The following is a 21,897-nucleotide window of genomic DNA, read 5'->3' as shown; positions in this document are numbered from 1 at the left end:
TTTTACTTTTTGTTTTTTCTATCGGCAAAATTTCCATTTTGCTCAATAGTAGCTATGCCAGCCGTCCTTGCAACGAGCCTATCGTTATACTCTTTTCTCATGTGCTGTGGTATTGTCTTTTGTGTTAGTGCAAATAAAATAAGTCCAGCAAAAAGCACCAAATAAACATAGATAAAGCCAAATGCTCCAAAAATTTTCATCGCATAGCTCATAAGAAGCGGCGAGAAAAGCGAAGCCAAAGAGTAACTAAATAACAAAGCACGTGCGACTTGCACGCTCTTTGTCTTGTCTGTGATCTCATCATTTGCTCTAGCCAAAGAAAGTCCGTAGGTGCAAAAAATTCCAGCTCCAAAAAAGAATGAAAGCAGATATTCAACCATTAAATTTTTGCCATTTAGCAAAAACAAAACCACACTTATTAAAGCCACACTGCTACAAAGCAAAATAGCTGGCCTTCTGCCATATCTGTCAGAAAAACTACCGATAAAAACTTGAGCTAAAAAGCCTCCGATCATCGCAACCGTCATAAAAAATGACGCCTCTTTTGTGCCGTATCCTTGAAGCAAAACAAAAAGGCTTGCCATCGAAAAAAAGCCATTTATTGCTAAGCCCGCAATGAGTGCGCCAACAAGAGCGAGCGGAACTATGCCAAAAATTTTTGGGATATTTATGGGCTGACGCTCTGGGATTTGAGGCTGATTTATACGGATCAAATTTAATGGAATGCTTGAGAGCATGATAAAAGCTGCACTTATTATGAAAATTTCAAAGGTATTAAGATTAAGCGCCAAGATCAAAATGCCAAGTCCAAAACTCGTGTAAAAAACGCCTTCGTAAAAGGCTATCACACGAGATCTTATTTTGTTTGGAATTTTTGCATTTAGCCAGCTTTCTATAACCATCAAAAGCGCGTAGTAGCAATATCCCAAAAATGCACGCAAGATCGCCCAGAATACTAAATTTTGATTTACCGCATGAAGCATAGCTGAGACTGCAAAAATGGCTGAAAAGATGGCAAATGCTCTAATGTGGCCAGTAGTTGAGATGACTCTATGAGCTGTAATAGTGCTAATTAACGCACCCACAAAAAAGCCTGTATTGATTAATCCAATCTCTAGCTCGCCCACTCCATTTTGTTTAAGAAGTGCGCTGCAAGATGCGATGACTAGGCCATTTCCGATAAAAAGCAAACTCATGCCCAAAAATAGCGGTCCCATCGAGCGGATGATCCTAAAGCTACTTGCCATCAGTATCCTTTGCGGTATTAAATTTATTCTCCATAAGTCCAAAAATAAATGCACCAATAGGCATCGGAGCAAGCCCCACTAAAAAACCAGACACATTTAGTAAATTTTCATTTTTTAAAAAAATGAATCCAAAAAAAAGTATCGCATAAGCCACCAAGCGGTAAGGCATAAAGGCTGCTGCGAAACTTTTATCTTTAAATGAAAATCTCTGCTTTTTTAGCCTTGCTTTCTCATCCTTTAGGCTAAACTCTTTTGCCTCCTTCTGGGGCAAATTTTCATCATACTCTTCGTCCTCTTCTTCTATCTTGGCTAAAATTTCATCTCTTGCATTTTCTAGCCTTGAGTTTATGCGGTTTTTATAGGCATAAAAGCTGGCCGTTAGGATGATAAGCGAGGCAAAAAATGAAATTTGCGAGCTTATAAAAAATTGATTTGATATAAATTTGCCAACCACGCTAAGGGCTAGCCAAAGCGCAAAGTAGCAAATAAAAATCCTGCTAATCGTCCTCGTCATCATCGTCTTTTTTATAGCCCTTATATCTAGTCTCATCCTTTAGCTCATCTAGGCTTTTAACCTGTGCTTTGTAAGCTTTATAGACATTTAAAATGGCAGCTGCGATGCCAATAGCAAAGCCTATCCAAAGAGCTGGCGTAAAATTTGTAGCCTTTTTTACAAAATACCCAAGTCCGGTGCCAAGCAAGATCGCAACTACGATTGAAACTCCAAGGCTTAGCTGCTCAGCACCCGCTACGATATCTTTTATCTTAAATTTTGCCATTAGGCTTTTATCTCCAAAAACGCCTCTTTAGCTGCGCTTACCGCTAGATCGATATCCGCTTCACTCATCGCATCGCAGACAAATCCAGTCTCAAACTGGCTAGGTGCAAGATAAATTCCACGCTTAAGCATCGTTTGGTGAAATTTAGCAAATAGCTTTGTATCGCTCTTTAACGCATCGTCGTAGTTTTTTACGGCGTGATCTGTAAAAAAGTAGCCAAACATAGAGCCACGAACATCAGTTTGGATAGTAATGCCAGCACTCTTTGCAGCCTCTTTAAAGCCGTCCATTAGTTTTTTAGCTAGTTTTTCAAGTCTAGAATATAAATTTGTATCGCTATTTATCTTAGAAATAGCCGCTATACCAGCACTCATCGCTACTGGGTTGCCACTTAGCGTGCCTGCTTGATAGACAGCGCCCTCTGGGCTTAAGCAGTCCATTATCTCAGCCTTGCCACCAAATGCAGCGACGTTCATACCTCCGCCTATAACCTTGCCAAATGTAATGAGATCAGCGTCCACTTCGTGAAATGGATATGATCCAAACCGAGAAGCTCTAAAGCCACTCATAACCTCATCAAGGATAAGCACAGCTCCAAATTTATCGCAAAGTGCTCTAAGCTCCTCTAAAAATTTCTTATCAGCTGGCACAAGCCCCATATTTCCAGCGATAGGCTCGATTATGACGACGCCTATCTTGTCTTTATTGTTTTCAAAGATGGCTTTTACGCTTTCTATATCGTTATAAACTGCTAGATAAGTGTTTTTCACAACATCTTGTGGCACGCCGCTGCTTGAAGCGTTGCCGTATGTCGTAGCGCCACTTCCTGCTTTGATAAGAAGTGCATCGCTGTGTCCGTGGTAGCAGCCTTCAAATTTTATTAGTCCATCTTTTTTAGCATATCCTCTAGCCACTCTGATAGCGCTCATAGTGGCCTCTGTGCCAGAGCTTACGAAGCGAATTTTATCTATTTGCTTAAACTCGTCACATATTAGCTTTGCTAGAGCGGTCTCTTTTGGTGACGGCGCGCCGTAAGATACGCCTTGTTTTACAGCAGAGATGATCGCCTCTTCGATATCTTTGTCGCAGTGACCAAAGATGAGTGGTCCCCAGCTTTGGATAAAGTCAAGATATTTTTTACCCTCGACATCGTATAGATAAGCTCCCTTTGCGTGATCGATCATCACAGGCTCACCGCCAACGCTTCCAAATGCACGTACTGGCGAATTTACGCCACCTGGGATATATTTTTTGGCTTCGCTAAATGCCTCTTTATTTGTCATTTTTTATCCTTTTGATTTTGTGTTTTTAAATTTGTCTTTTGATTATCTTTTTGATTTGTTACTGGTTTTACTGGCGACTTTGGTGCTTGCGTAGTAGCAGTTTTTGCTGACTCAGCTGGCTTAGCTGTGGTAGTTTTAGCTGGCTCTGTAGCCTTTATAGAAGGAGCGGCTTTAGTAGATTGCTCTGGCTGTTTTTGCGTCGTATCAGTGGAAACTGACTTGCCCAAATTTTGCGCTTTTGCTGCTTTTGAAGGAGTATTTATCTTATTTGTAATGTACTCATAAAGAATCGTTGTCTCCTCGTCTGTCAAAAAATAGCTTGGCATGACGCCTTTTGGCTTAGTTAGAGCTGCTTTAAAGCTTTCAAATTCTATATCATTTATCTTTGGTGCTCTAAGCTCATCGTCAACCGTTTTGTTTGCCTTTTTGTCAAAGTGTTTGTATTTAGAGATTAGACTGCCCTCACCCTTTGTGCCGTGACATTTGTCACATCCTATGCCACGTGGATTTAGGTAGAGCATCTTGGCGTATTCGGTCTTTGTGATAAAATCAGCACCAAAAATCACCACACAAAAAAGCAAAAACAAAAAAACAGACCGCATAAACCTCTCTTTAAAAATTTTAATTTAATTTTAGGTATGATACCACCCTTGTGATTAAAAAAGCTTTTAAATAAGGATCCAGTATGAAAATTTTAGACGGCAAAGCCGTATCTTTAAAGGTCAAAGAAAGCGTAAAAGTAAGAGCTGAAGAACTAAAAAAATTTGGTGTAGAGCCAACCCTAGCTGTTATCTTAGTAGGCGAAGATAAAGCATCTCAAACATACGTTAGAGCCAAAGAAAAAGCCTGCAACGAATACGGCATAAAAAGCGTAGCTCACCGTCTAAGCGAAAATACAACCCAAGCAGAGCTTCTAGCGCTTATAAATGTGCTAAATTTAGACGATAGCATCCATGGAATTTTAGTGCAGTTGCCACTTCCAAAACATATAGATACAAACACCGTTTTAGCAACGATCGATCCAGCAAAAGACGTAGATGGCTTTCACGCTGTAAATGTTGGCAAACTTGTCAGCGGCCTTGATGGTTTTGTGCCTTGCACACCGCTTGGCGTGATGGAAATTTTAAAAGAGTATGGCATTGATGTAGCTGGACTAAACGCGGTTGTTATAGGCAGAAGTAATATCGTTGGCAAACCTATGGCAAATTTACTTCTAAACGCGTCAGCAACCGTTACCGTGACTCACAGCAAGACTAAAAATTTAAAAGAAATTTGCAAAAATGCTGACCTAATCGTCGCAGCCATTGGCAAGCCATTTTTCTTAAAGGCTGATATGGTAAAAGATGGCGCAGTAGTCGTTGATGTAGGCATAAATAGGCTTGATGATGGTAGACTTGTAGGAGATGTGGATTTTGATGAAGTCGCACCAAAGTGCTCATACATCACGCCAGTTCCTGGTGGCGTGGGTCCGATGACGATTGCAATGCTTTTAAATAACACAATCCTTGCAGCCCAAGCTAAGATAGCTAGCCACAAAAGAGCCTAATAATGAAAAAATTTTTTACTAAATTTTATGACTTTTGCTCGAGCTGGACTGGCACGGTCATCATCGTGCTTTTTGTTATATTTTTCATAGCTCAAGCCTTTGTTATCCCGTCTGGCTCGATGAAAAATACGCTTTTGGTTGGTGATTTTTTATTCGCCAAAAAATTCGTTTATGGTATACCAACACCAAGAATTCCATGGCTTGAGGTAAAAATTTTACCCGAGCTAAATAACAATGGGCATCTTATTACAGGCGATGGTCCGGCAAGAGGCGATATAGTCGTCTTTCGTTATCCAAAAGATGAAAAGACCCACTTTGTAAAACGCTGCTTTGCCACAAGCGAGGACGAGATCGTCTTTACTGAAAAAGCCCTCTATCTACGCCCAAAAGAGGGAGATAGCTTCATAAAGGCAAACTGCCGTGAAAATTTAAACGGTAAAGAGAGTAAATTTGGCTACTCATGTAGCGATATAGCCGAGCTTGATGGCAAGCTTTTCATAAAAGAGCCATATAGATTTAGCGGCATCCACTATGACGAAAATGTAAATTTATTTGAGCAGATGATTTTCATGCTAAATACAAACAAAGATAGTGTTTTTATGAAGCCAGTAACCATTAGCTCATTGCCGCAAAATCCAAATTTTAACTTTAACGCATTTTACGTCAAAGTGCCAAAAGATGAGTACTTTATGATAGGTGACAACCGCGATCACTCAAACGATAGCCGTTTTTGGGGAAGCGTGGCTTACAAGGACATAGTCGGAGAGCCTTGGTTTATATATTTTAGCTGGGACAGCAACTACAATGTGCGTTGGGAGCGTATCGGACGCTTTGTAGATACGATAGAAAATGATGAGTTTTTTACAAAACAAGCTCTAAAAGAGGGAGAAGTTGATGGACTTCACTAATTTTGACCCCATAAAAGTCGCCACTATCGTCATCTCTTTAATAATCGCCATCGTCGGCCACGAAATAGCTCACGGCTATGTAGCATATAAATTTGGCGATAACACCGCAAAAAACCTTGGCAGACTTAGCATAAATCCTATAAAACATATTGACCCAGTTGGCACCATCATCGTGCCACTGGTGCTTTATCTAAGCACTGGCATGATGTTTGGCTGGGCAAAACCAGTGCCTGTAAATACCTACACAGTCGTGCGAAATGGCGGCTACAAGGCAGCTATCTACGTGAGTCTAGCTGGCATTTGCTACAACGTCATCTTAGGTATCTTGTCGCTTTTTGTGTTAAAGGCTTTATTAAATATAGAAACCTTTGAAATTTTACTTCAGTTTTTATTTACGCTTGCACTTTTAAATTTGATGTTAGCCATCTTTAACCTCTATCCGATCCCACCACTTGATGGCTTTCACGCACTCGAGTATGCGCTTAGAAATTTTGGCTTTCACGCACTGGCAGAGAAGCTTGAGGGTATCTCAAGATACGGCTTTGTCATCCTTATCATCATCCTCATTTCGCCTTTAAAAGATACTATCTTTTATCCGACAAGATACGTTTTAGATATCGCAAGCGCCTTTATAAATGGCTAAATTTAGAGCAAATTTGCTCTAAATTTTTGGCTTTGTGATCTTATAAGAGTACTCTTTTTTAAATTCCTCTTTTGGTGCAAGGCTAAATTTAAGCTCCACCTTGCCATCTTTGCTGATATCTTTTTTATCAAAGCCCTTTATCTCGACCTTTACCGCCTCGTCAGCAGATACTGGCACGCGATCGACCAAGGTGACATCAACACTCTTGCTTGAGTTATTTTTGACACTTATCTCATAGCCCTCTTCGCTTATGCGCTCTTTACCAAGAAACGAGCTCTTTTTAAATTTATTTAAGCGCTCTTTTTTAAGCTCGATTAGCTCGTTTTGTCCTAAAAAGAGCTGAGATGGCTCATCTTTAGCTTTCATCTCAAACTCGCTAGGACTACCAACACTCACACTATTAACATAAAACTGCGTTTTAGCTGGCGTTAGATCGTCATTTAGCTTAAAGCTAGCCACATTATATGCCTTTAGTGAACCGTAAAAATCAGCAAAAACGCTAAAATTTGCGTCCATTTTTTGCGTGTCGTAAGTTATATATTTGCTCTCGCCTTTTGCTAAATTTATCCCATCTATCTTCCAAATTTTGGCAAATTCATTTTCATCTCTTTGCACACGCATATCAGCGACCTCAGAAGTGACTTTTGCGGCTCTTAGCATATTTTTTGAAGCACCGTAACCATCAGCCTCCACCTCGCTCTCCTCGTACCAAGGGTAAAACTTGCTTGGAGCAAGCGCCTTTTGATATCTGGTCGGATAGATGGCAAGCTTTAAATTTTTAACATCATTAGCAAAAGGGTTGGTGAGCAAAATTTCTTGTTTTATCAAGATATTTTTATTTTTCATGTCTGCATAAATTTCATTTAGCGTCTTTGGCGCCTCATCATCCATATACGAAAGCGTCGCCTCTTTTGGGTCGCAAGCAAATTTCATATCAAGCTGCAAAAATCTAGCCATCTCACTCTTTGGCTCATTTTCTTTAAGCGTTTCAAGCTCGTCTTTGACAGCTGAAATTTTCTCGATATTTTCTAGGCTAAATTTATAAAACTCCTCAGCTCTTTTTGTCACATCGTTACTTTTATTTTCTACTATCAAAGCCTGCTCTATAAACCTACCTCTTGCATTTAGCGCCTCAAGTTTATTATTTAAATTTACAACTTCTTGCTTCCATTTTATGTAACTTGGACTATTTTCTTCGCTGATCTTTTTTAGATTAGCATTCGCGTCACAATCCCCATTTATAGTGATGTTCTCACTATCCACGCCCTCTGGTACAAAGGCGCTAAAAGAGCTATTTGCGTCATTAAATTTTTGAGTGATGATGGTTTGATCTGTATAGATCTCTATCAAATTTTCATTTGCAAAGGCTAGCACCGAAGCCATTAAAAAGAGTGACTTTTTCATATTTTTCCCTTTTAAGAATTTCACAAATTATAGCCTTTTATCATATGCAAGCAAAATTTTATTTTAATGCAACTTTCACTATAATCTGCAAAAAATTTATTGGATTTTTCATGAAAATAGATAAAATTTTTATCGCTTGCGATCACGCTGGAGTAGAGCTAAAGGCAGAGCTAAAAGAAGTCATAAAAAAGCTTGGACATGAAGTCATTGACCTTGGCACGAATGACAAAAATAGCGTTGATTACCCTGATTATGCGCATTTGCTAGCGAGCAAGCTTGAGCCTGACTGCTACGGCGTGCTCATTTGTGGCACAGGTATCGGCATCTCAATCGCTGCAAACAGGCATGAAAACGTAAGGTGTGCCCTTTGTCACGACGAATTTACCGCTAGACTTGCGAGAGAACATAACGATGCAAATGTTATCGCTTTTGGCGCAAGAGTGATCGGTGCTGGCGTTGCCACAGCAGCACTTGAAACATTTTTAAAGACAGAGTTTGCAGGCGGTAGACACGAAAGAAGAGTCAAAAAAATAGAGATTGAGGCAGACAAATGATAGGCGAGTGGATCGTTTTTACTGCTCTTGTTTGTGCTGCGATCTACCTAACTGTTATGGTTTTTTACTTCAAAACGCTTCTAAAAAAAGAGCGTGCAACAAAAGATTTTATGAAAAATAACCTCCAAGACACAGAGGTCGTCATAAGAAAATTTCAGATCCAACTTCAGCGAAGTCTTGGCAACATCGACATCTTAACAGACGAGCTAAACAAAACTAAAAATGACGTGACCTCGCTTCGCACAAGAAATTCCCAGTACCGCTTAGAAAACGACAAGCTAAGACAACGTATACGTGAGCTTGAAGGTAAGATCGAAGCGCTACTTTAACATCAAATTTAAGGAAATTTATGAAAATTTTAGATCAAAAAGGCAAAGAATTTTTACTAAACTCTATTCGCTGCATAAACGACTTTCCAAAGCCTGGCATAGTCTTTCGCGACATCACGACACTACTAAACAACAAAGAAGCATTTAACTTTTTGATAGATCATTTAGTGGCGAGATATGAGGGTGCAAATATCGACTACATCGCTGGTATTGAGTCTCGCGGTTTCATCTTTGGCGCGGCGCTTGCAGCAAGGCTAAGACTGCCTTTTGTGCCTATTCGCAAGCCAAAAAAACTGCCTTTTATCACGCTTTCTCAAAAATATAGCCTAGAGTATGGCGTCGATGAGGTGCAAATTCACATCGATGCTTTTGGAGAAAAAGCAGGTGCTAGAGTGCTTTTGATGGATGATCTCATAGCCACTGGAGGCACTGCAAAGGCCTCAGTTGAGCTTATCAATCAAACTAACGCAACCTGCGTAGAGGCGTGCTTTCTCATAGATCTAGTCGGTCTAAAAGGTAGCGAAAAGCTAAAGTCGCTTACTAAAATTTACAGCGTTTTAGAGGTTTAGAATGGAAGAGTTTTTTATAGAACTGCTTAAAGAGTACGGCTACATCATACTTTTTGTCTGGTGTATCATGGAGGGCGAGATGGCCCTAATAATGGCTGGAATTCTCGCTCACACCACGCACATGCACATCGCGCTTGCTATCTTTGTGGCTGGACTTGGAGGCTTTGTGGGAGATCAAATTTACTTCTACCTTGGCCGTTACAATAAAAAATACATCGCAAAAAGACTGCACACACAACGGAGAAAATTTGCAGTGGCGCACATAATGCTAAAAAAATACGGCTGGCCGATCATCTTTTTGCAACGCTATATGTATGGCTTTCGCGTCATCATCCCGCTTTGCATAGGACTTACGGGCTATGATGCTAAAAAATACGCCTTTATAAATTTAATCAGCGCTTGGTGCTGGGCGGCGATCACCACCATACCTGCTTGGATACTTGGCGAGCATATACTTGTGCTTTTGCAAAAAGCAAAAGAGCACTGGTATGTCGCTATCCCAGTGGTTGCCATATTTATGGGGCTTTTGATATATATATTTAAGCGCATTGAAAATAAAATTTTAAACGAAAGGAGAGACAGAAGACATGCAGTTTCAAATAGTTGATAAAAAGTTAAAAGATATAAAAGCTGATATTGAACTAATTTTCGTAGTAGATAAGGAGTTAAAACATAAATTTATAGGCGATAAAGAGGCTATTAAATTTAACAATTACAAGGGCGATAGCGTCCTCATCCTAAGCGAGGCAAAAAGGGCTTACGTGCCACTTTCTAAGCTTGATCTTGACGAGCTTAGAGTCGCAGCCGCTAAAGCTTACAATGCGCTAAAATCGCTAAATATCAAGAGCATAAAGCTAGCTTCTTACGTAGCGGAGTATCAAAAACTAAGCTTTGAAGCACTAGCTGAGGGCTTTTTGCTTGGAAGCTATGAATTTAACAAATATAAAGAAAAAAAAGAGAAATACACCCTTAAAGAGATCATCTTTTCTACTGAAGAATTTGCTAGTAAAAATGTCGATCTAAAGGCTGCAAATGAGGGCTTTAAAGAGGCAGAGATAATAGCAAATGCTACAAATTTCGCAAAAGATATCGTAAATGAAATTCCAGAAATTTATACACCACAAAAGATGGCCGAGGATGCGCAAAATTTAGCCAAAAACATCGCAAACATAAAGTGCGAGGTCTATGACGAGAAATTTCTAGCTAAAGAGAATATGAACGCATTTTTGGCAGTAAACCGCGCAAGTGTGCACAAACCAAGGCTCATCCATCTAACATACAAGCCTAAAAAGTCTAAAAAACGCATCATCTTTGTTGGCAAAGGTTTAACATACGATAGCGGCGGCCTTAGCTTAAAGCCGGCTGATTATATGCTCACTATGAAATCAGACAAAAGCGGTGCAGCAGCAGCTCTTGGCATCATAAAAGGTGCTGCGGAGCTAAATTTACCATTTGAAATTCATGCCATTTTAGGCGCCACTGAAAATATGATCGGCGGCAACGCCTATAAGCCTGATGACGTGCTTATTTCAAGAAGTGGCGTTAGCATAGAGGTTAGAAACACTGATGCAGAAGGACGTTTAGTGCTGGCTGACTGCCTAAGCTACGCACAGGACTTTAAGCCAGACATCTTAATCGATATGGCAACCCTAACTGGCGCTTGCGTCGTGGGACTTGGCGAATACACAACTGGCATCATGGGCAACAGCGAGAGCCTAAAAAGCGAGTTTAAAAATAAGATAAAAGATAGCGGCGAGCTAGCGACTACACTTGATTTTAACCCTTATCTTAGCGAGCTTATCAAAAGCCAGATCGCAGACGTTAGCAACTGCGCCTCAAGCAGATATGGTGGCGCGATCACAGCTGGCATGTTTTTATCTAAATTTATCAAAGACGAGTATAAAGATAAGTGGCTACACCTCGACATCGCAGGCCCAGCATACCGCGAAAAGGCTTGGGGATACAACCAAGCAGGTGCGAGTGGAGCGGGAGTTAGGATGAATTTATACTTTTTACAAGCACTTAGCAAGGAGAATTGATGGGACTTTCAGTTGGAATCGTAGGCCTACCAAATGTGGGCAAATCAACGACATTTAATGCACTTACAAAGGCGCAAAACGCCGAGAGTGCGAACTATCCATTTTGCACTATCGAGCCAAACAAAGCCATCGTGCCAGTGCCTGATAAGCGCCTAAATGAGCTTGCTAAAATAGTAAATCCTAATAAAATTCAATACTCGACCATCGAATTTGTCGATATCGCAGGTCTTGTAAAAGGGGCAAGCTCAGGAGAAGGTCTTGGCAATAAATTTTTATCAAACATTAGAGAAACCGAGCTTATTTTGCATATAGTTCGCTGCTTTGATGATGAAAATATCACTCACGTCGAGGGCAGCGTCGATCCAGTAAGAGACATCGAGATCATCCAAACCGAACTGATACTAGCCGACATCGAGCAGCTAAACAAAAAGATAGAAAAGCTCACAAGAGAGGCGAAAGCAAACGCAAAAGGTGCAAAAGAAGCGCTTGAGATAGCAAATTTACTTTTGGCTCACCTAAATGAAGGTAAAAGTGCAAGTAGCTTTGAGCAAAGAGATAGCGAGGCATTTTTAGCGTTAAATAGAGAACTAAGACTTTTAAGCGCCAAAGAGGTAGTTTATGGTGCGAACGTCGATGAAGAAGGGCTTAGTGAAGATAATAAATTTGTAAAAGCGCTAAAAGAGTACGCAAAGGCTTCAGATCACGAGGTAATCAAGCTTTGCGCCAAAGTAGAAGAGGAGCTAATAGGTCTAAGCGACGAGGAGGCACACGAGTTTCTAGCATCTATCGGCACGAGTGAGAGCGGTCTTGAAAAGATCATAAGAACGTCTTTTGCAAAGCTAAATTTAATAAGTTATTTTACTGCTGGCGTCGTTGAAGTAAGAGCTTGGACGATCACAAAGGGCTGGAAAGCACCAAAAGCAGCAAGCGTCATTCACAACGACTTTGAGAGGGGCTTTATCAGAGCTGAAGTGATAAGCTACGAGGACTACATCGCGCATGGCGGCGAAAATGGAGCTAAAGAGGCTGGCAAGATGAGACTTGAGGGTAAAGACTACGTCGTACAAGATGGCGATGTTATGCACTTTAGGTTTAATGTTTAAATTTAGCCCTTTTTTGGGCTAAGTAGTCAAAAATATTTAATCCTTTAGCTGTATAAGGTAAATTAAAACTTCCTTATTATAGTTGATAAAAATTCTTTTGAAAAATATACTATGTTATCTTATGTCTCATTAATATCTTTATTTATACATAAGCTTCTCTATACAAGTAATAATGCAAATGCCATCTCGGCTTTGTGATATTTATAAGTAAGGATAATAGCTTAGTTGCAGAGGTTGATGGCTCAATGAAGAACACATTAAAGCAAAAGAGGAAGATTTTGATAGATAAAATAATGCACTCATTATCTTTTACAAACTTTTAAATCTATAATATTTTTTTAAAGACTATATAAAACTTACCACTAAAATCTAAGCAAATAGGGCACCGGCCACGAGTAAGATATAAAAATTTTACTTATATGCCTAGCGTATTTATTTTATCAGTCCAATGGTCTCAGCAAATTTAAGCTCTTTATTTTCAAAGAGATTGTATTCGATTACATCTTTTTCGCTAAGTATCACAATAGTTGAGCCAAGCTCGAAATTCCCAAGGCGTTCACCTTTTTTGATATGTAAATTTCCATACTCGTAAATTTGTGTAAAATTTGCCATCGCATTTGTCTGTATACGCTCATCAAAACAAAATTTCATCTTTCCGACATTGAGCGCACCTACAAAAACAAGCCAAAGTTTCTTACCATTTTTTATCTCACAAGATAGCGCTACGCGTTCGTTCTTTGTATAAAGGCTGTCTACTTTTACAAGCCATTTTGTAGCCACGCTGTAAAGTTTACCCGGAATATATATGGCTTTTTTAATGGCAATATCGCAAGGCGCATGATAATGATGATAATCTTTTGGGCTAAGATAGATATTTGCAAAGTCATATTCGCCCTCAAGCTTACTCTGCCCCAATAGCTCACTTACACTATACTCCATGCCTTTTATACTAAAGGCCCTTAGCTCCTTTGTGCTACCAAAACTAAGACAAGTACCATCAACTGGGCTTATAAACATCTCATCTGCTGCATCAAAATCTCTTGGTTTTATGAGCCTTCTAGTAAAAAGCTCATTTAAATTTTTATATTCATTTGCTGATTTAAACTCGATCATATCTATCTTAAACAGCTTTATGTAAAAAGAATTTATGGCTTCTTGAAGTGGTTTGAAAAAGTTAATCTTTGCAACCTTTCCAAAAATTTGAGAAAACAGATTGTCTTTATTCATTTTATTCCTTACTTAAATTTAATATTGCAATCTCGCTTGGAGCAAAAATTCTAACAGGAGGCCCCCAAAATCCAGCGCCACTGCTAACATAAGCTTGCATTTTATCATTAATCTTATAAAGGCCATGTAAAAATCCCTGATCAAGTAAGACCAAAAGACCAAAAGGAAAAATTTGACCAGCGTGTGTATGACCGCAAAGCACCAGATCAACGTCTTGCTGCATTGATTTTATAAATTTTGGCTGATGAGAGAGCAAGATAGTAGGTAGCGACGGGTCACATCCTGTCAATGCCTCATCTAAATTTGGCTCTAAATGCTTAAATCTAATGCCAGCCAGATCGTAAACTCCAGCCAAATTTATGCCACCAATTTTTTCATTTTTGTTGCCAAGTACCCTAATGCCAAGCGAGCTTATCTTTTCTAAAATGCCATCCACTCCATGATAGTATTCGTGATTACCAGGGACGTAAAATGTACCATAAGTACTTCTTAGATATCTTAAGGGATCAAGAAAATCGCCAATAGACTGCGCACTCACATCGACAAGGTCTCCAACTATCAGAACAATGTCTGGTTTTGCTAAATTTATATCACCGACAAGCTTCGCCATAAAATCTTCTTGCAAAAACTCGCCAATATGTACGTCCGTTATCATGGCTATTTTTAAGCTGCTTTGTAAATTTTTTATTTTTATATCTACTTGCCTTATTTTTGGTGGCGTTAAAGCATTGAAAATACCTTTTAAAAAACAAGCAATTACAAAAATGACAAATGTAATGTCAAAGCAAAATTTTATAAATTTTCGTCTTGTTGGACTAAAGCTACTTTTAGAAAAAATGCTACGTAAAATATCGTAAAATAGACTAACAGCAAACAAAAATAGTGAAAAACCTATGAGCGTACCAGCGATCAAATAAATCTCAATGCTTAAAAATGAAAACCTGATCTGAAGAACAAATATAAACTCAAAGATACAAATAACATATAAAATTATTCTGATTTTTGCAAGATGTGGTATAAAAAACGAGACCTTTTTTATGAAACGGTTATACGAATAAAAATTTATAAGAAGACTAAATATAAATGCTCCAATAATAATTCTCAAAAGCCCCAAAAATTCTCCTTGTAAAAAATAGAAAATTATATTTTATGTTTTTAGTCTTAAAAATTATATAGTTTTGAATGTATAAAAAATAGTTAAAAGTTGAGTGAATCTAATAGCTATTTAAGAAAGCAAGGTGGGAGAAAACCCACCTTATAAAGAATTATTTAACTTTACCAGTTTCCATTCTTTGTTTGTAGATCTCGCGAAGTTTTCTAATATCATTTTTAACTTCGAATACTCCATGCCAGTGTGAGTAGTCAGGACCACCCATTAAAGCACCTTGTCTCATACGACGACCTTCATGGTGCCACATATGGTAGTAAACATCTTGGAATTCATCCTCCCAAGCGTCTTCAAGTAGCAAGTTTTTAGCTTTTAACTCTTCAAGCATCTTAGTTGCTTCAGCATTGTAAACGTTATAAAGCTCTACTTGTTTATCACCCATGATAAAGAAATTATCTGTATGAGTTGATGTATGGCAAGCTTTACAAACTAGCTTCATCTCAGCTCTTGCTGCTTCTGGTCCATTTGGATGACCTGCAAGTGGCGTTCCTATGGTTAGTTTGCCAGTTTTTTCGTAAACAACAGCAGCTTGTTCATCACCAGCTGTTCTTAGCTTACTGCTGACGCCCCATAGGTTCCATTTTAGTCTTCTTGAAACATTGTGAGTTGTTGTTGTTTCACCAACACCACTCATGTGGCAAGCTGCACAAGTTGGAGCTCTAAAGTCTGGTACATCCCATGTATCAGGAGCAGCATCAAAATTCCATTTGTGAGCTTCGCTATTATAGATATGTCCGTGCATTGAGTTGTTAAAGATCTCAATATCTGGGTGATCAGGTCCAAGGTGGCAAGATGCACAAGCAGCTGGTTTTCTAGCTTCAGCTATGCTAAATGTGTGTGCGCTGTGGCATGATTTACATCCGCCTACGCCACCATCAGGATAAACATTACCTATACCGTAGTTTGGCCAAGTCTCTTTTGTAGGTTTGTGATCAGCGTCTAGTTTGATGACGGTTCCGTGGCACTGTGTACAACCAGTAGCGTCTGGAGCCATTTTGTATTCTGGATGATCCATACCTTCATAGTGATACATTAGTTTTACCATCGCAGGGTTAGCATACATTTGCATAGCACCTCTTGCGTGACCACTCTTAACAAATTCTTCAACCTCATTTTCGTGACACTTAGCACAAGTTTTTGGGCTAACTAGCATTGAAACATGGTTGTTAGAATCTTTTGGATGCACCTTAACTGAAGCCATAGGATTATCTGCATTTACAGAGTGGCAATCCATACAACTTACGCCAACGTGAGCGTGGCGACTATTTTTCCAATCGGCAACTATGCCGGGTGTCTCTTTAGCGTGGCACTCAACACAGCTTTTTGATAAGTCTGACATTTTGTGAGCAACTTTAATGTTTTTTACAACATTAAGGTTTAAAGCATCAGATTTATTTGCATCCATGTTTGCGGCAAAGCCAAAAGACATTAGACAGGCTAATAACATTAGCGACTTTTTAAACATCTCTCCTCCTTACTTGGTTTTATTGTTTTCTTGTTTTTTAATTGCTTCAAATTTATCTATATGAAGTCCTAAATTTTTGTGGCCTACGTGATTATGACAATCAACGCACGATTTTTTATTAGGATTTCCAAGAACGAAATAATCTCTATGTGGCAAGAATGATTTACCAGCTTGAATAACATTTTTTAAATTTGAGTGGCAAGTCAAACATCCACTATCATAGACAAAGTGAGATGCATGCTCGCGTTTTTTGCGCCAGTCGATCTTGTCCGTATCTGTAAAAAATGTCTTATAACCATCATTTATCGATACTTTAAGTTTTGTAAGTACATAGGTATAGGCACTTGTATGATTTAGGTGACAGGCTGAACATTCAGCTTTTATGCCAAGCTTGTTATTGCCACCGTGTACATCTTCATGATATGCAGCATTCATAGGATCCATAGTGTGGCAAATGGTACAGATGTAGCCGCTACCAGTTGCATGAAGTGCATCAGCAATACCCATAGACGCAATAAGTCCGATCACAATGCCGATAATAACAGATGACCAAACAAAAAATTTCTTCTTAACTTCAGCCAAAATCTCCTCCTGAATTTATCAATATATCGTAAATTTTTACGAAAATTTTAAGTGAATGTTATCTAAAAAAATATAAATTTTTCTTTAAGTAAATAAAAATATTTATTTGATATTAACTTTCAATAAGAATAAATTTCTTGCAGTCCACCCACATCTTTTTCCAAAATTTGGTTCTTTTCATCAAGTTTAACTAAACCATTTGTTTTAAATTTATTTAAAATTCTCGAAAAAGTTTCTGGAGTCATATTAAGTATTGATGAAATTTTTGTGTGTTTTAGCTCGTTAAATAAATCTTCATGATCTAAAATAAACTTAGCCACTTTTTCTTCTGAGCTTAAAATTAACTCTTGATGAAGTAGATTTGTTGTGATTCTTATCTTTTCGGACATTGATTTTAAAAATTTCATACAAATTTCTGGTTTTATTAAAAATTCAGCCGCGAATTTTTCATAATTTATCTTTAACACCTCGCCAGATATGGTAAAAATGGCACTAGCTGGGTAGACAATATTTTCAAAATTTACGACTTCAGCTACAAAATTCATAGGTGCTAACTGATGAATAAAAATTTCTTTTCCGTTTGCCGTGGTTTTATAAAGCTTAACAGAGCCACTTATTAAAAATATTAACCATTTTGGCTCCTCACCTTCTATAAATAAAAATTCACCCTTTTTATACTTTTTTACGACACTTATGGCTTCAAGTTTGGCTAAATCTTCTTCGTTTAAGCCTTGAAAAAATGGGATTTTCTCTATCATATTTTCACTCGCCTTTTTGAAATAAAAAATATTTTAGCATATAAAAATAAGATAAATTTTAATAGATTTTCAAAGGGAATTTTCCCTTTGAATTGTATGAAATTATTTTTTAAGTAGATCTCTAATCTCAGTTAAAAGTGCAATGTCGGCTGGAGTTTCAGGCTCTGCTGGAGCTGGCTCTTCTTTTGGTAATTTATTTTTAAGTGTATTTAAAGCCTTGATGACGCAGAAAATACAAAATGCAATTATTAAAAAATCAACCATTGTTTGTATAAATGAGCCATAATTTATCGTAACGGCAGGTGCTCCATCCACCGCTTCTTTTAGTGTAAGCTTAAGATCAGTAAAATTTACACCGCCAGTTAAAACGCCAACAACAGGCATGATAACATCACCAACTAGTGATGAAACGATCTTTCCAAACGCGCCACCTATAACAACACCAACAGCCATATCTATGACATTTCCACGCATCGCAAATTCTTTAAATTCGCTTATAAAACTCATTGTTTCTCCTAAAAATGTTAAATTTTTGTTCGGATTTTATTCAAGAAATGCTTTGCTTCGGCTAAAAAAATCAAATTACATAACTTTAAATTTATCAAGCTGGTGTTATAATCCAAACTCAAAATTTAACGTAAGGAATGAGCTTATGTATCGTTTTGCACCCTCTCCAACAGGAGATATGCACATAGGAAATTTACGTGCCGCTATTTTTAATTATATTTGTTCTTTGCAAGATAAAAGTGGCTTTATTTTACGCATAGAAGATACCGACAAAGAGCGAAATATTGAAGGAAAAGAGAAAGATATCTTAGAAATTTTAAGCAAATTTGGCATAAAACCAGAGCAAATTTACATCCAAAGCGAAAATTTAAAATTCCACAGACAGCTTGCATCAAAGCTTCTCATCGATAAAAAAGCCTTTGCTTGCTTTTGCACCGAAGAAGAGCTCGAAGCAAAAAAACAAAAAGCAAAAGAGCAAGGCGTGGCATATAGATATGACGGCACCTGCGAGAGATTAAGCGACGCAGAAGTTTTAAACTGCGAAAAGCCATTTGTCATCCGCATGAAAAAACCAACACGCACGATGAGCTTTACAGATGCGATCAAAGGTGAGCTAAGCTTCGAGCCAGACGCCGTTGATAGCTTTGTCATCATGAGAGCAGACAAAACACCAACTTATAACTTCGCCTGCGCAGTCGATGATATGCTTGAGGGCGTAACCTTTGTCATACGCGGCGAGGATCACGTGAGCAACACACCAAAGCAAGACCTCATACGCGAGGGTCTTGGCTACACCGGCAAGATGAATTACGCTCATTTGCCTATACTTTTAAATATTGAAGGTAAAAAAATGAGCAAGCGCGAGAACGAATCAAGCGTAAAATGGCTCTTTGAGCAGGGATTTTTACCTGAAGCAATCGCAAACTATTTGATACTTCTTGGAAACAAAACTCCAACTGAAATTTTTACGATCGAAGATGCGGTAAAGTGGTTTGATATAACCAAAATTTCACGCTCGCCGGCTAGATTTGACGTGAAAAAACTTGAGCAGATAAATAGAGAACACATCAAGCTTGCCTCAAAAGAGCGTATAAAAGAAATTTTTGGCGTAGATGAGAGCAAGGCTGAGCTAGTTAAATTTTACACTCAAGAAAGCTCATTAGTGCCTGAGATAAAAGAAAAAGTTGAGGCTATATACTCACCAAAAATAGCTCCAGATGAGTACAAAAACGAATTTGAGATAATCAAAAAAGCAGCTCGTAATTTAAAGGCATGCGAGAGCTTTGATGAGTTTAAAAAAGAGCTTATGAATGCTACAAATTTAAAAGGTAAAAACTTTTTCATGCCACTACGTGCGCTTCTTACGAACGACCTTCACGGTCCTGAGCTAAGCGAGCTCTATCCTCTTATCAAAGATGATCTTGCGAAAATTTTAATATAGGAGCAAAAATGATACTTTCCACTCTATTTTCAGCGATCGCAAACATTTTGCACCTTATCATCACGGTCTATACGTGGATCGTCATCGCAGCAGCGCTAATTAGCTGGGTCAGACCTGATCCTAGCTCACCGGTCGTGCAGCTACTTTATAGGCTAACTGAGCCAGTTTATAGCTTTATTAGGCGCTATATAAAAACAAATTTTAGTGGTATCGACTTTACTCCGCTTATCGTACTTTTAGCACTTCAATTTTTAGATCAATTTTTAATAAGGCTTTTGTTTGGTTTTGCTGCGTCACTTTAGTATTCTCTCTCTTGCCTGCGTTGCTCTTTTAGCTAAAATTTATACCTACGAAGAGCTAAAAAATGAGCCAAAAAGCCTAGCAAAAGACTACTACATCAACCGCCTTATCAACGAGGGTAGTTATACAAAAGAGCAGATCGCAGATCTTTCGCGTGATGTATTTAGAAAAGCAGGCCTTGTTCAAAAATCAATCGATAAAATTTTACCTCCAAAAGCAGCTCCTAGCAAATGTCCTGGCGTAAATGCAAAAAATATCACCCAAGCAAATCTAACCTGCCAAAATTTTCTAACATCTATTGCTTTTAGTTTAAAGCTTGATAGTCATACTCGTGAAATTTTAGCAGCTAATCTTGCAAAGACAAATCCAGAAAAATCAAAAATTTTACTCGCATTAAATGAGCCAAATCCAGCTCAAGCATTTGTAAAACTAAACGATACAAAGAGCTTTCTAGAGCTATTTAACGTCTCTAACCCGCAAAATAAAAGTATACTTTTTAGCGAAAGCTTTGATGCAAATTTTATGACCAAGCTCTACTCACAAAAGGGCTTTACAAATTTATTAAACGATATTGTTTTTAATAAAAAATATGAAGGTTTTAGAAGAAATTTGCTAAGCATCGATCCAGCTGTCACTGAAAAAAATGACGCTTTTACACTTGGATTAAATGCGATTTTACTAGGACAAGACGATATCGCTTTTAGCCTTTTTTCAAGAGCCAAGAACACATTTGAAAGGGCGTGGCAAAGGGATAATGCGACCTTTTGGCAGTACCAGATAAGTAAAAACGAAAGCTTTTTAAAAGAGCTAAGTGCCAGCAAGGACGCAAATATCTACTCGCTTTACGCAAGAGATTTGATTGGTGGCGAACCACTTGAAGTCATCGTACCAAAACCTAGCAAGCAAAATATCGAAAATTTTGATGTGAGCGATCCGTTTTTATGGAACAAAACTGTAGCCCTTGCAAAAGATATGAATGCCACGCAAGCAAGCGAATTTGCGAAGAAATTTTATACAAACGAAAGTATCGGCGCCTATGCATACTTCATGCAAAAGGCGCATGGCTGGGAGAAGCAATACTTCTTGATGCCAAGTTCTCCTGAGCTTGAGGGTATCAGCAACGAGAGAAAATCGATGATCTATGCTCTAGCTAGACAAGAGAGTCTCTTTATCCCAAGCGTAGTTTCTACTTCATACGCCCTTGGCATGATGCAGTTTATGCCATTTCTCGCAAATGCGATCGGCAAAAAAGAGCTAAAAATCCCAAATTTTGATGAGGACGATCTTTTTAAAACAGATATTGCATTTAAATTTGCAAATCACCACCTAAACTATCTTGATAAATTTCTCTATCATCCGCTCTTTACCGCATACGCGTACAACGGCGGTATCGGCTTTACCAAAAAGCTTATCACAAGAGATGATATGTTTAAAGAGGGAAAATTTGAGCCATTTTTATCGATCGAGTTTGTCCCAGCCGCAGAAACTAGAAACTACGGCAAAAAGGTGCTTGCCAACTACGTGATCTATATGGCGCTTACTGGTTCCAATATAAAGATTTCGCAACTTTTCGAAAATTTAACAAAACCGGCTTTGACTGATAAATTTCGAAACTAAGAGTGAGGTCATCGCTTTGCTTGCTTGGTGCGGTCACTTCATAATAGAGCGCCCAAGGCATCGAAAATCCAGTAAATTTAAGCATCTTATCATTTTCATCAAGTAGCCTTGCATTTGTGGCATTTGAGTCGTTATTTACCTTGATATTATTTAGCTCATTAGCGTGCTCTTTTGGATTTATGGCCACCAAAAAGTGCTCTTTACTCTGGTCTAAATTTGAATTGTAGATCGGATTTAAATAGGTAGCGATGATGAGCGTCCTGTCAGCACCATCAATAATCTCACTTTTGCTCGTGTAAGCTAGAAGCTCATTTTTTAACGGCTCATGTACAATTACTTTTTCACCAGCACAGCCAAATATCATCAAAATAAATACAAAAAACGATAAAAATTTGCTCATAAAAACTCTTGAATTTCTAAAATTTCTG

25 protein-coding genes are annotated in these 21,897 nt (G+C 38.4%); 12 read left to right on the top strand and 13 right to left on the bottom strand.

Going from position 1 to position 21,897, the window contains the following annotated elements; genetic code table 11:
* Positions 1-2: 2 nt before the first annotated feature.
* From CYP43_RS03655 to CYP43_RS09845, 5 genes are read right to left on the bottom strand one after another with little or no spacing between them, the layout of a single operon-like run.
* Positions 3-1,247 (bottom strand): MFS transporter, encoded by a 1,245-nt coding sequence (locus CYP43_RS03655; RefSeq protein WP_103582533.1) that lies wholly within the window; start codon positions 1,245-1,247, stop codon positions 3-5.
* On the bottom strand, positions 1,237-1,797 hold the full coding sequence (locus CYP43_RS03650; RefSeq protein ID WP_258032153.1) for a hypothetical protein: 561 nt from the start codon (positions 1,795-1,797) through the stop codon (positions 1,237-1,239). Before CYP43_RS03650 ends, CYP43_RS03655 begins: the two co-directional genes overlap by 11 nt.
* Positions 1,745-2,026, bottom strand: a complete 282-nt coding sequence (locus CYP43_RS03645) for an AtpZ/AtpI family protein (RefSeq protein WP_103582531.1) — start codon at positions 2,024-2,026, stop codon at positions 1,745-1,747. The genes CYP43_RS03650 and CYP43_RS03645 overlap by 53 nt, the downstream gene beginning before the upstream one ends.
* The gene (gene hemL, locus CYP43_RS03640; RefSeq protein ID WP_103582530.1) at positions 2,026-3,309 is read right to left on the bottom strand and encodes a glutamate-1-semialdehyde 2,1-aminomutase; all 1,284 of its coding nucleotides are present in this window, start codon (positions 3,307-3,309) and stop codon (positions 2,026-2,028) included. The genes CYP43_RS03645 and hemL overlap by 1 nt, the downstream gene beginning before the upstream one ends.
* Entirely contained in the window at positions 3,306-3,911 is a 606-nt protein-coding gene (locus CYP43_RS09845; RefSeq protein WP_103582529.1) for a c-type cytochrome, read from the bottom strand. The genes hemL and CYP43_RS09845 overlap by 4 nt, the downstream gene beginning before the upstream one ends.
* An 83-nt stretch (positions 3,912-3,994) precedes the next feature.
* On the opposite strand from CYP43_RS09845, the gene folD reads away from it, so the two are divergent.
* The 3 genes from folD to CYP43_RS03620 are packed head-to-tail and all read left to right on the top strand — an operon-like array spanning position 3,995 to position 6,406.
* Entirely contained in the window at positions 3,995-4,855 is an 861-nt protein-coding gene (folD, locus tag CYP43_RS03630; RefSeq protein ID WP_103582528.1) for a bifunctional methylenetetrahydrofolate dehydrogenase/methenyltetrahydrofolate cyclohydrolase FolD, read from the top strand.
* A 2-nt stretch (positions 4,856-4,857) separates the two neighbouring features.
* Complete coding sequence (lepB, locus tag CYP43_RS03625) at positions 4,858-5,763, top strand: signal peptidase I (protein WP_103582527.1); 906 nt, start codon at positions 4,858-4,860, stop codon at positions 5,761-5,763.
* The gene (locus CYP43_RS03620; RefSeq protein WP_103582526.1) at positions 5,750-6,406 is read left to right on the top strand and encodes a site-2 protease family protein; all 657 of its coding nucleotides are present in this window, start codon (positions 5,750-5,752) and stop codon (positions 6,404-6,406) included. The genes lepB and CYP43_RS03620 overlap by 14 nt, the downstream gene beginning before the upstream one ends.
* Before the next feature lie 18 nt (positions 6,407-6,424).
* Here CYP43_RS03620 and CYP43_RS03615 read toward each other — a convergent pair whose 3' ends face one another.
* The gene (locus CYP43_RS03615) at positions 6,425-7,810 is read right to left on the bottom strand and encodes a DUF4139 domain-containing protein (RefSeq protein ID WP_103582525.1); all 1,386 of its coding nucleotides are present in this window, start codon (positions 7,808-7,810) and stop codon (positions 6,425-6,427) included.
* A 110-nt stretch (positions 7,811-7,920) separates the two neighbouring features.
* On the opposite strand from CYP43_RS03615, the gene rpiB reads away from it, so the two are divergent.
* The 6 genes from rpiB to ychF are packed head-to-tail and all read left to right on the top strand — an operon-like array spanning position 7,921 to position 12,404.
* Positions 7,921-8,364 carry a ribose 5-phosphate isomerase B gene (gene rpiB, locus CYP43_RS03610; protein ID WP_072594987.1) on the top strand — a complete coding sequence of 148 codons (444 nt, stop codon included), beginning with the start codon at positions 7,921-7,923 and terminating at the stop codon, positions 8,362-8,364.
* Positions 8,361-8,693, top strand: coding sequence for a hypothetical protein (locus CYP43_RS03605; RefSeq protein ID WP_002939538.1), 333 nt, complete (start codon positions 8,361-8,363; stop codon positions 8,691-8,693). The genes rpiB and CYP43_RS03605 overlap by 4 nt, the downstream gene beginning before the upstream one ends.
* Positions 8,694-8,713: 20 nt before the next feature.
* Entirely contained in the window at positions 8,714-9,262 is a 549-nt protein-coding gene (locus tag CYP43_RS03600; protein ID WP_103582524.1) for an adenine phosphoribosyltransferase, read from the top strand.
* A 1-nt stretch (position 9,263) separates the two neighbouring features.
* Positions 9,264-9,869 carry a DedA family protein gene (locus CYP43_RS03595; RefSeq protein ID WP_103560603.1) on the top strand — a complete coding sequence of 202 codons (606 nt, stop codon included), beginning with the start codon at positions 9,264-9,266 and terminating at the stop codon, positions 9,867-9,869.
* A complete protein-coding gene (locus CYP43_RS03590; protein ID WP_103582523.1) occupies positions 9,850-11,301 on the top strand; it encodes a leucyl aminopeptidase in 1,452 nt (483 codons plus the stop codon). Before CYP43_RS03595 ends, CYP43_RS03590 begins: the two co-directional genes overlap by 20 nt.
* Positions 11,301-12,404 carry a redox-regulated ATPase YchF gene (gene ychF / locus CYP43_RS03585; RefSeq protein WP_103582522.1) on the top strand — a complete coding sequence of 368 codons (1,104 nt, stop codon included), beginning with the start codon at positions 11,301-11,303 and terminating at the stop codon, positions 12,402-12,404. Before CYP43_RS03590 ends, ychF begins: the two co-directional genes overlap by 1 nt.
* Before the next feature lie 432 nt (positions 12,405-12,836).
* On the opposite strand, the gene CYP43_RS03580 is transcribed toward ychF, so the two are convergent.
* From CYP43_RS03580 to mscL, 6 genes are all read right to left on the bottom strand, one after another.
* The gene (locus tag CYP43_RS03580; protein WP_103582521.1) at positions 12,837-13,631 is read right to left on the bottom strand and encodes a phosphatidylserine decarboxylase; all 795 of its coding nucleotides are present in this window, start codon (positions 13,629-13,631) and stop codon (positions 12,837-12,839) included.
* 1 nt (position 13,632) lies between these two features.
* Positions 13,633-14,745, bottom strand: a complete 1,113-nt coding sequence (locus CYP43_RS03575; RefSeq protein ID WP_103582520.1) for a metallophosphoesterase — start codon at positions 14,743-14,745, stop codon at positions 13,633-13,635.
* A 151-nt stretch (positions 14,746-14,896) separates the two neighbouring features.
* The gene (locus CYP43_RS03570) at positions 14,897-16,264 is read right to left on the bottom strand and encodes a multiheme c-type cytochrome (RefSeq protein ID WP_103582519.1); all 1,368 of its coding nucleotides are present in this window, start codon (positions 16,262-16,264) and stop codon (positions 14,897-14,899) included.
* Positions 16,265-16,273: 9 nt separating this feature from the next.
* On the bottom strand, positions 16,274-16,846 hold the full coding sequence (locus CYP43_RS03565) for a cytochrome c3 family protein (RefSeq protein ID WP_054196326.1): 573 nt from the start codon (positions 16,844-16,846) through the stop codon (positions 16,274-16,276).
* A gap of 119 nt (positions 16,847-16,965) precedes the next feature.
* The gene (locus tag CYP43_RS03560; protein ID WP_087585620.1) at positions 16,966-17,604 is read right to left on the bottom strand and encodes a Crp/Fnr family transcriptional regulator; all 639 of its coding nucleotides are present in this window, start codon (positions 17,602-17,604) and stop codon (positions 16,966-16,968) included.
* A gap of 102 nt (positions 17,605-17,706) precedes the next feature.
* Positions 17,707-18,111 (bottom strand): large-conductance mechanosensitive channel protein MscL, encoded by a 405-nt coding sequence (mscL, locus tag CYP43_RS03555; protein ID WP_054196324.1) that lies wholly within the window; start codon positions 18,109-18,111, stop codon positions 17,707-17,709.
* 145 nt (positions 18,112-18,256) lie between these two features.
* Here mscL and gltX point away from each other — a divergent pair, with 145 nt between their 5' ends.
* From gltX to CYP43_RS03540, 3 genes are read left to right on the top strand one after another with little or no spacing between them, the layout of a single operon-like run.
* Positions 18,257-19,552 carry a glutamate--tRNA ligase gene (gene gltX, locus CYP43_RS03550; protein WP_103582567.1) on the top strand — a complete coding sequence of 432 codons (1,296 nt, stop codon included), beginning with the start codon at positions 18,257-18,259 and terminating at the stop codon, positions 19,550-19,552.
* An 8-nt stretch (positions 19,553-19,560) separates the two neighbouring features.
* Positions 19,561-19,854, top strand: a complete 294-nt coding sequence (locus CYP43_RS03545) for a YggT family protein (RefSeq protein WP_103579548.1) — start codon at positions 19,561-19,563, stop codon at positions 19,852-19,854.
* Complete coding sequence (locus CYP43_RS03540) at positions 19,832-21,469, top strand: lytic transglycosylase domain-containing protein (RefSeq protein ID WP_103582518.1); 1,638 nt, start codon at positions 19,832-19,834, stop codon at positions 21,467-21,469. The genes CYP43_RS03545 and CYP43_RS03540 overlap by 23 nt, the downstream gene beginning before the upstream one ends.
* Here the strand turns inward: CYP43_RS03540 and CYP43_RS03535 are convergent.
* Complete coding sequence (locus CYP43_RS03535) at positions 21,390-21,869, bottom strand: hypothetical protein (protein WP_103582517.1); 480 nt, start codon at positions 21,867-21,869, stop codon at positions 21,390-21,392. The two genes, CYP43_RS03540 and CYP43_RS03535, sit on opposite strands and share 80 nt — an antisense overlap.
* Between the last annotated feature and the right edge of the window lie 28 nt (positions 21,870-21,897).

Origin of the sequence: Campylobacter concisus, from assembly GCF_002913045.1 — a bacterium.
Classification (GTDB): domain Bacteria; phylum Campylobacterota; class Campylobacteria; order Campylobacterales; family Campylobacteraceae; genus Campylobacter_A; species Campylobacter_A concisus_AP.
This window is presented reverse-complemented; position numbering and strand designations above follow the sequence as displayed.